General features: G+C 71.5%; 6 protein-coding genes. 5 read left to right on the top strand and 1 reads right to left on the bottom strand.

The features are described from left to right. Positions 1–114 precede the first annotated feature (114 nt). The 4 genes from H0X00_RS18550 to H0X00_RS18535 all read left to right on the top strand — a co-directional run bounded on the left by H0X00_RS18550 (position 115) and on the right by H0X00_RS18535 (position 5,654). Positions 115–993, top strand: coding sequence for a phosphate ABC transporter ATP-binding protein (locus H0X00_RS18550; protein ID WP_367186693.1), 879 nt, complete (start codon positions 115–117; stop codon positions 991–993). Between the two features lie 493 nt (positions 994–1,486). Then, positions 1,487–3,004 carry a hypothetical protein gene (locus H0X00_RS18545; RefSeq protein ID WP_293773796.1) on the top strand — a complete coding sequence of 506 codons (1,518 nt, stop codon included), beginning with the start codon at positions 1,487–1,489 and terminating at the stop codon, positions 3,002–3,004. A 101-nt stretch (positions 3,005–3,105) separates the two neighbouring features. Beyond that, complete coding sequence (locus H0X00_RS18540) at positions 3,106–4,440, top strand: glycoside hydrolase domain-containing protein (protein WP_293773795.1); 1,335 nt, start codon at positions 3,106–3,108, stop codon at positions 4,438–4,440. Positions 4,441–4,796: 356 nt separating this feature from the next. Beyond that, positions 4,797–5,654, top strand: coding sequence for a DUF2470 domain-containing protein (locus tag H0X00_RS18535; RefSeq protein WP_293773794.1), 858 nt, complete (start codon positions 4,797–4,799; stop codon positions 5,652–5,654). On the opposite strand, the gene H0X00_RS18530 is transcribed toward H0X00_RS18535, so the two are convergent. Then, positions 5,639–7,051 carry an 8-oxoguanine deaminase gene (locus H0X00_RS18530; protein ID WP_293773792.1) on the bottom strand — a complete coding sequence of 471 codons (1,413 nt, stop codon included), beginning with the start codon at positions 7,049–7,051 and terminating at the stop codon, positions 5,639–5,641. The genes H0X00_RS18535 and H0X00_RS18530 overlap by 16 nt on opposite strands. Positions 7,052–7,278: 227 nt before the next feature. Here H0X00_RS18530 and H0X00_RS18525 point away from each other — a divergent pair. Then, a partial coding sequence (locus H0X00_RS18525; protein WP_367186692.1) for a hypothetical protein occupies positions 7,279–8,382 on the top strand: 1,104 nt, incomplete at its 3' end.

The raw sequence follows: 8,382 nt of genomic DNA, 5'->3' as shown, positions 1-8,382 counted from the left end.
GAGCAGCTGTCCAGCCCGCCCCCGCCGGCGATGATGCCGCCCACGCCGGCCTTCGGCGGGTCGCCGGACGCCCACGACACCGCGGTGCTGGCCCCGATCCAGATTGTCGACGGGATGGCGCCGCCGGCGCCGGGCTTTGCCCCGACCGTGGCCCCGAGCGCGCCGCTGTCCACGATCGAGACGCTCAAGCGGACCCCGTCCGCCGCGCCGGCCGGAGCGCTGGCGGCGCTCGAGGCCCGCAACATCTCCGCCTGGTTCGGCGACCGCAAAGTCCTGGACCACGTGTCCTTGCTGATGCCGGCCGGTGAGTGCACCGCGCTGATCGGCCCGTCGGGTTGTGGCAAGTCGACGTTCCTGCGCATCCTCAACCGGATGCACGAGCTGATCCCGAGCGCCAGCCTGGCCGGGGACGTGCTGCTCGATGGTGACGACCTCTACGCCCGCGAGCGACGGCTCACCGACGCCCGCCGCCAGGTCGGGATGGTGTTCCAGAAGCCGAACCCGTTCCCGGCGATGTCGATCTACGACAACGTCGTCGCGGGGCTGCGACTGACCGGCAAGCGGGTCAGCCAGGACCAGAAGGACGCTCTGGTGGAGTCCTGCCTGTCCAAGGCCGGCCTGTGGAAAGAGGTCAAGGACCGCCTCCGCCAGCCCGGCGGCGCCCTGTCCGGCGGTCAGCAGCAGCGGCTGTGCATCGCGCGATCGCTGGCGATCCAGCCGCGCGTCCTGCTGATGGACGAGCCCTGCTCGGCCCTGGACCCCACCTCGACCCGGCGCATCGAGCAGACGATCCGCGAACTCGTTACCGAGGTCACGATCGTGATCGTCACGCACAACATGCAGCAGGCCGCCCGCGTCTCGGACAAGTGCGCGTTCTTCCTCGCCGAGGCCGGCACCCCGGGCGTGATCGTCGAGCACGGCGCCACCGACGCGATGTTCAACGCACCCACGGACTCGCGCACCTACGACTACGTCAACGGCCGCTTCGGCTGATCCGGAGCCACCTCCGCACCTGGCTTCACACCGACTCCCGCTCCGAGTTCCGCACCGACTCTCGGATGCTTCCGCACTGCGCGCCACCAGCCGAAATGCCTGCCTGGCAAAGGATTCGGCCAAATGGGTGACGCTACGCGACTGTCTGCTCACAGGGAAATCGTGGTTAACCCGCAGCCCGTCCGGCGTTCACTCTGGCGCCCCTGCCCTGCCCCTTCTAGGCGAAAAAGTCACTGCGTTCGCAGAAACTATTTCGGCTCTGCCAGGGGAGATCATGCGCCGTCCACCCGCCAGTCGGCGGCGAGTCCGTCCCGCCCTCGCCGCAGCCGTTGGCTGTGGCGTCCTCGGCGGAAGCCTCGTCGGCCTCGGTGCTCTGGGCTTCGACAAGGTCGAGGTCGCTGCTGCTCCCTGCGTAACGGATGACGCTCCGGCGACTACTCCCCCAGCTTCCCCGGCGGCCGACCTCGCGAACCCGACGACAGGTGAAGATCTGGTGACCGGCCAGCCGGTCGCCATGTCCAAGCTGTCGGCCAAAGACCTCGAGACGATGTCTGCCGCGAACGAGGCCGCCCTCGCCGACACCCAGGTCGAGTACGAGGCGCGCGTCAAGGCCATCGGCGAGGGTCCGCTCGGGGACGACACGACGGTCGCGCCGGTGATCGGCCCGCGCAAGCCCGGGGGCGTCCCCTGCGAGCCCGACCCGGTGGTGATCCCGCTGCCCGACGGCAGCACCACCGACCCGGGCAGCGGCGACCCGGACAGCGCAGAAGACCCGGACACCGACGTCCCGACCGACGTCCCGACCGACGTCCCGACCGACGTCCCGACCAACAATCCTGACCAGGCTCAGGACCCCGACCCGACGCCCCTGCCGGACGCCGAGGACGACGCCACTGCTCCGACCCCGGTCCCGGTCGTCACTCCGCGCCCGGCCCCCGTGGTCATCCCGCCGGTCATGACGCCCAACCCGTCCCTCCCCGCGCCGTCGACCAGCGCCCGTGGACGCTCCAACACCTCACCGCCCCGCACCGCGACCCCCGGCCGGACCGGCACCATCACCCGGCCCGAGGTGATCGCCCGCGCGGTGAGCTGGGTGACCCAGGCCGTGCCCTACAGCCAGTCCCGGTGGTGGACCGACCAGAACGGCACCTACCGCCAGGACTGCTCCGGCTACATTTCGATGGCCTGGCGCACCGACCAACGCATCAACTATTGGACCGGCAATCTCGGGACCATCTCCGACCGGATCGCGTCCTCGTCCATGCAGCCGGGCGACGTCCTGGTGCTGCCGGGCAAGCACTCGGTGATCTTCCTGGGCTGGGCGAACGAGTCGCGGACCAAGTTCCACCTCTTCGAGGAGTACCGCACCGGCACCCCGGCGCGGTTCGTGCGTAACGCTTCGCTGTCCTACTACCTGGACCGCGGTTATGGCTCGTACGAGTACGACGGGATCCGCGACGGGGTCCTCGCGCCGAGCTATCCGCTCCCCGCGGCGACGCCGATGCCGACCCCCGTTCCCACCCCGCAGCCCACGACCACGGCCATGGACCGCAGTCGCGAACGCGACGAGGTCCAGTTGCTGTCCGCGCAGAGCGGCGCCGGTCAGACCACCACCGCGCCACTCCAGCAGACCTGGACGATCGAGCGGGCGATCGCGGACCTGCCGGCCACCGACTGGACTCCGGGCGTGGCCGAAGACTTCACCCCCGAATCCGAGCCGTTCGTCGCGGGCTCCCCCGCGAACACCGAGGAACTCGGCTTCGCGAACACCCCGGTCAATGATCTGGTGGCTGCGCAGCAGGCGGTGGATCAGGCCGAGGAGCAGCGCCTGGCCGCGGTCAGCCGCAGCGCGCTCCCGGGAACCGGGAAACGCACCTCGGGCGCCGGGGTGATCCTGGCCGCCGGGCTCGGACTGCTGTTCATCGCGATCCCGCTGGGCGCCGCGTCGCGCCGCGCCTGGACCGCATCCTCGGCCGCCGTCCCGGTCCCGCCGGGACCCGGACACCTCTGATGGATCGTCAGAACGGAACTCAGCAAGCCATGGACGGCACCCCGCATCAGAATCTGAGACGGCGCTGGTTTCGTCGCCGCCGGCCGGCCACCGTCGCAACGGTGGGGGTGGCGGCGGCCTCGGTGATCGCCGGCGGCCTCGCCACCTGGGCGCTGGCCAAGCCGGCCACCGCGGTGATGTATCCCGAGGGTGCGTCGGCGACCCGCTTCATCGGTCTCGCCTTCGACACCTGCGCGGCCCCCAAGCGCGAGGTGATGCAGGCCTGGAAGCAGTCCTCCCCCTACGGCGCGATCGGCATCTACATCAGCGGTGGCAACCGCGCCTGCGGGCAGCGCGAGCTCGGCTTGGGGTGGATCCGGGACGTCTCGGCGATGGGCTGGAAGTTCCTCCCCCTCGACGTCGGCCTGCAGGCACCTTGCGCCGACCGCACCAAGCACCCCATGAGCCGCGATCTGGAGACTGCCTACCAGCAGGGGCGCAAGGCCGCCGGCGGCGCGCTGAAGGCCGCCGCATCGCTGGGCCTGCAGCCGGGCACCGCGCTCTACTCCGACATCGAGTCCTTCTCCTCCCGTGACGAAGGCTGCGCCGACGCAGTGCGCTCCTATCTGAGCGGCTGGACCTTCCGGCTGCACCGCAACGGCTACCTCTCCGGCGTCTACGGCAACCTGCAGTCCGCGGTCCGCACGTTCTCGGCCAGCCACGGCGCGGAGGACTTCTTCCGCCCGGACGTGGTCTGGAACGCCCAGTGGGACGGCGAGACCGAGCTCACCGGTTGGGCCGGGGTCCCCGACCAGCATTGGGCCTCCGGACAGCGGATCAAGCAGTACCTGGGCGATCACAACGAGAGCTACGGCGGATACCGCCTCAACATCGACAGCAACGCCATCGACGCCCCGGTCGCGACCGTCGCCCAGCCCTTCCAGGTCTCGGGGACGGCTGCCGCGACCGCGCACGAGGGTCCGAGTCCGTTGCGCCCGGTATTGCGTGCCGTCAACCCGGGCAACACCGTCAACGTGGTCTGCCAGATCGGCACCCCCACCGGGCGATGGGACAAGCTCACCGACGGCACCTGGCTGGCGGACAGCGTGGTCGCGGGCGGGGTGGCCAAGCCGGCCCTGCCGCCGTGTTCGGTGCCGTTCCAGGTCGACTCGTCGGCCGCCTGGACCCGTAGCGGCCCTGGAACGGACTACGTGGAGCAGAAGCAGCTGTACGCAGGCACCCTGGCGTGGATCCAGTGCGAGACCCCGGGCGAGACCCTCGACCGCCCCGGCTACTGGGCCAGCCTGGCCGGCGGCGGCTGGATGTCCGGTGCCCTGTTGGCCCGGCCCAACATCTACCAGCGCTCGATCGGTGTCCCGCTCTGCGAGCTTCCCGCCTCGGCGACCCCTGCGGTCCCGCCCCAGCCGCAACCGCTCGCCGAGGCGGCGTCGACGTGATCCGGCCCGCCCTGGCCCCGGCCCCTACGACGGGCCGGGCGAAGCCCGCTGCCCCCTGACGCTCGATCAGATCTCCGCGGCCTTCGGCGCTCCGGCACAAGGCGGTGACACCGCCGGCGGGGCCGTGCTCGCGTGCTCGTTCACCTTCTTGGTGGACGGCCGGTCGCTGGTGCTCTCCGGGGTCCCGCTCGACAAGAGCCCGCTGCCGCGGCTGGAGAAGATCAACCGCAAGAACGGGGCGGAGAAACCTCGGCCTCCCTCAATACGGGCCGGGCGCCTATCCTTATTTCTGCAGGTAAATAGCCTAGTGGGCCGACCAAAGGCGCGCCGGGGCGGCGCGCGGAAAGTAGGTTCGGATGGCGGAGCGCTTCGGGGGCCACCAGGTCCCGACCGATGCCAAGGACAAGACCGCGGCAACCCTGCGGGCCACCCCGGGGATCCTCGGGATGCCCAGCGACGCGGAGCGGTCCCGGACGCTGATGGCGATCGGCAGCGGGGCGTCCCTGGCCACGATGAGCACCGAGTGCCCCGGGTTCCCGTTCGGGTCGCTGGTGGCCTACTCGGTGGACGCTCAGGGCCGGCCGATCCTGTGCCTGTCCAGCCTGGCCGAGCACAGTCGCAACATGGCCGCCGACGCGCGCGCCTCGCTGATGGTCACCGCGCCGGAGGACGGCGTGAACGACCGCCTCGCGCTCTCGCGCGTCACGCTGGTCGGCGAGATGAAGGTCCTGGAAGGCGACGAGCGCGAAGCCGCACTCGACCTGTACCAGGCGGGCCACCCCAGCGCCTTCTACGTGCGCTTCGACGATTTCTCGGCCTACCGCCTGGAGGTCGAGGCGATCCGCTACGTCGGCGGCTTCGGCCGGATGAGCTGGGTCACCGCGGAGGAGTACGCCTCGGCCGAGCCCGACCCCCTGCTGGGTGGGTCCGCAGTGCGGATCATCGAGCACATGAACGACGACCACGCCGACGCCCTCCTGGCGTACTGCAAGGTGTTCGCCCGGTTCGAGGGCGTCGAGTCCGCGCGAATGGTCGGGGTCGACCGCTACGGCATGGACATCATGGCCACGATCGTCGGCGGCGAGCAGCGGGCCGCCCGGGTCTCGTTCTCGGCCCCGGTCACCAGCGTTGACGAGGTCCGTGGCGCTACCATCGAACTGCTCCAACAGGCCCGCGCCCAGCTCGCTGACGCTTCAGGTCAGGACTGGCGCTGAAGGCGTCGGCTGACCTCACCGTGGCGGCGTAGGACGTCGGGCAGTCCGGGATGCACCGGGCTGCCCCGCTCGACCAGGACCCGGCCGGCGACGACGGTCTCCCGCGGCGCGCTCGGCCCGCAGCGCAGCCAGGCCTCGACCGGGTCGGACACCGCCCCGGCGAAGGCCACTCCGGTCTGTTCCCACACCACCACGTCGCCGGCCGCGCCAGGGCTCAGCTCTCCGATCTCCCCCGCGCGGCCCAGGCAGGCGGCGCCGCCGCGGGTGGCGATGTCCAGCACCTGACGGGCCGTCATCCCGGTCGGTCCGGAGCGCTGCCGGCCCAGCAGCAACGCCGTGCGGGCCTCCAACCACAACGAGGCCGCGTCGTTGGACGACGACCCGTCACAGCCCAGGCCGACCGGAGCGCCGGCGCCGCGCAGGTCGCTCACCGGGCAGATCCCGCCGCCGCCCAGGATCATGTTCGAGCTCGGGCAGTGCGCGACCCCGACCCCGGCCGCGCCCAGGCGGGCGATCTCACCGGGGTCGAAGTGGATGCCGTGCGCCACCCAGGCCCGCGGGCCGAGCCAGCCCACCTCGGCGAACTGGTCGAGCGGGCGCCGGCCGAACCGGGCCAGGCAGTACTGCTCGTCCTGCGGATCCTCGGCCAGGTGGGTGTGCAACCGCACGTCGAGACGTTCGGCCAGTTCGGCGGTCGCGCGCATGAGCTCGGGTGAGACGTTGAACGGCGCGCACGGCGCGAGGCTGAAGCGGAGCATCGAAAGAGGGGCCGGATCGTGATGACGGCGTACCAGCCTCTCGCAGGAGGCGAGCACCGCCTCGTCGTCCTCGACCAGATTGTCCGGCGGCAGGCCGCCGTCCTTCACCGACACCGTCATCGAGCCACGGGTCGGGTGGAAGCGCAGTCCGACCTCGGCCGCCGCCGCGATCTGCGCCGACCACAGGTCGCCGCCGCCCCGCGGGGCGATGTAGAGATGGTCGGCACTGGTGGTGCAACCACCGAGCGCGAGCTCGACCAGCCCGATCCAGGCCGCCAGGTAGGAGGCCTCCTCGTCGATGCCGGTCCAGCGCGGGTAGAGCCCGGTGAGCCAGTCGAAGAGCGTCCCGTTCAGAACCGGGGCGTAGGAGCGGGTCAGGTTCTGGAACAGGTGGTGATGGGTGTTCACCAGCCCCGGGGTGACCAGGCAATCGGTGGCGTCGATGGTCCGCGTCGCAGGCGGCACCGGGTCGGTCGAGGACCCGACTGCGACGACCGCACCGCCACTGATCGCCACCCAGCCACCGGGGAGTTCGCTGCCCGCCCCCACCGGACCGTCGCAGGTGACGAGCAGACGGGCGCCGGAGATCAGGAGATCGACCGGGGAGACCTGGGACGCCGGAGCGACGGGCACGGACACCCGAGCGAGCGTACTGGGCCAGGTCCGGCCGCCCCGCTTGGCTCGCTGGCCTATGTCTGATGATGCGTCAGTTTCATGACGTTCAGGGCATTCGACAGGTTCGCCCGGTCTGTCCGGATTGCCCCGGGATGGCTGCACCCAGCGGGTATCGGATGGGGTGTCGGCCTTGATCCCTGAGGCGGGCGATGCCTACGTTCGCACCGTCACGAGCACGAGGGGGCCGTTCCATGTCCATGCGTACCAACACCCACCGCAAGCAGCGGGCCGGCCAGCCGGCGACCAGACTTCCGCGCGGCGCGCGGGCGCTGGCGCTGACGTCAGCTACTGCCCTGTGCGCGTCCCTCGGGATGACACTGGCCGCCACGCCGGCCCAGGCCGCGGTGACCCTGACGGTCGCCGTGGCAGGCAACGACGCCAACCCCTGCAGCTCGGGCGCCCCGTGCAAGACCGTCCAGCGGGCGGTGAACCTGGCCGGGCAGTACGCCGAGTCCCAGGACGTCACGATCAACGTCGGCGCGGGCACCTTCACCGAGGCCGCGGGCGTGGTCGTGAACTACGTCGGCGGCAACCCGAAGCCGCTCTCGCTCACCATCGTCGGCGCCGGGGCGGACAAGACCACGATCGCGCCGGGCACGGCTACACGCGTGTTCGGACTGGTGGGCGACTTCCCGATCGCGCTCAAGGCGATGACGATCACCGGCGGGGCCCCGGCGACCGGGGCCACCGGGACGGCCGGCCAGCCGGGAGCGGCAGGGGCACCGGGCGGTGGCGTGTGGAAGGCCAGCGGCACCGGCAGCCTCACCCTGACCGATGTCGCGGTGACCAACAACTCCGCCGGCTCGGGCGGCAAGGGGTACGACGGGCCCAACGGTTCGAACGGCACCGGGATCCCGGGCAACGGCGGCAACGGCACGCCCGCGACCAACGGCGGAGCCGGCGGGTACGGCGGAGGCGTCGCGTACTCCGGCACCGGCAACCTGGTCATCACCGGCAGCACGATCTCCGCCAACAAGGCCGGCTTCGGCGGCGAGGGCGGCAAGGGCGGCCACGGCGGCATCGGTGACGCCGTCGGCGCCGACGGTGAAGGTGGCAACGGCGCGATCGGCGGCAACGGCGGCGCGGGCGGGGCCGGCGGCGGCGTCGCCTTCGCCGGTAACGCGCTGACGGTCACCAACTCCACGATCGTGACGAACCTGTCCGGTCGTGGCGGCAACGGTGGCGCAGGCGGCTCGGGTGGACGCGGCGGCGATGCCACGCCGGAGAACGACGGTGGCGACGGCGCAGTGGGCGGCAACGGCGGCAACGGCGGCAACGGCGGCGGCGTCGAACTG

This window comes from Sporichthya sp. (assembly GCF_013815995.1).
GTDB lineage: Bacteria > Actinomycetota > Actinomycetes > Sporichthyales > Sporichthyaceae > Sporichthya.
This window is presented reverse-complemented; position numbering and strand designations above follow the sequence as displayed.

Bases quoted from the DNA above. Each gene is read 5' to 3' on its own strand.
- H0X00_RS18550 (WP_367186693.1), top strand. From the start codon at position 115: ATGGCGCCGCCGGCGCCGGGCTTTGCCCCGACCGTGGCCCCGAGCGCG.
- H0X00_RS18535 (WP_293773794.1), top strand. From the start codon at position 4,797: ATGGCGGAGCGCTTCGGGGGCCACCAGGTCCCGACCGATGCCAAGGAC.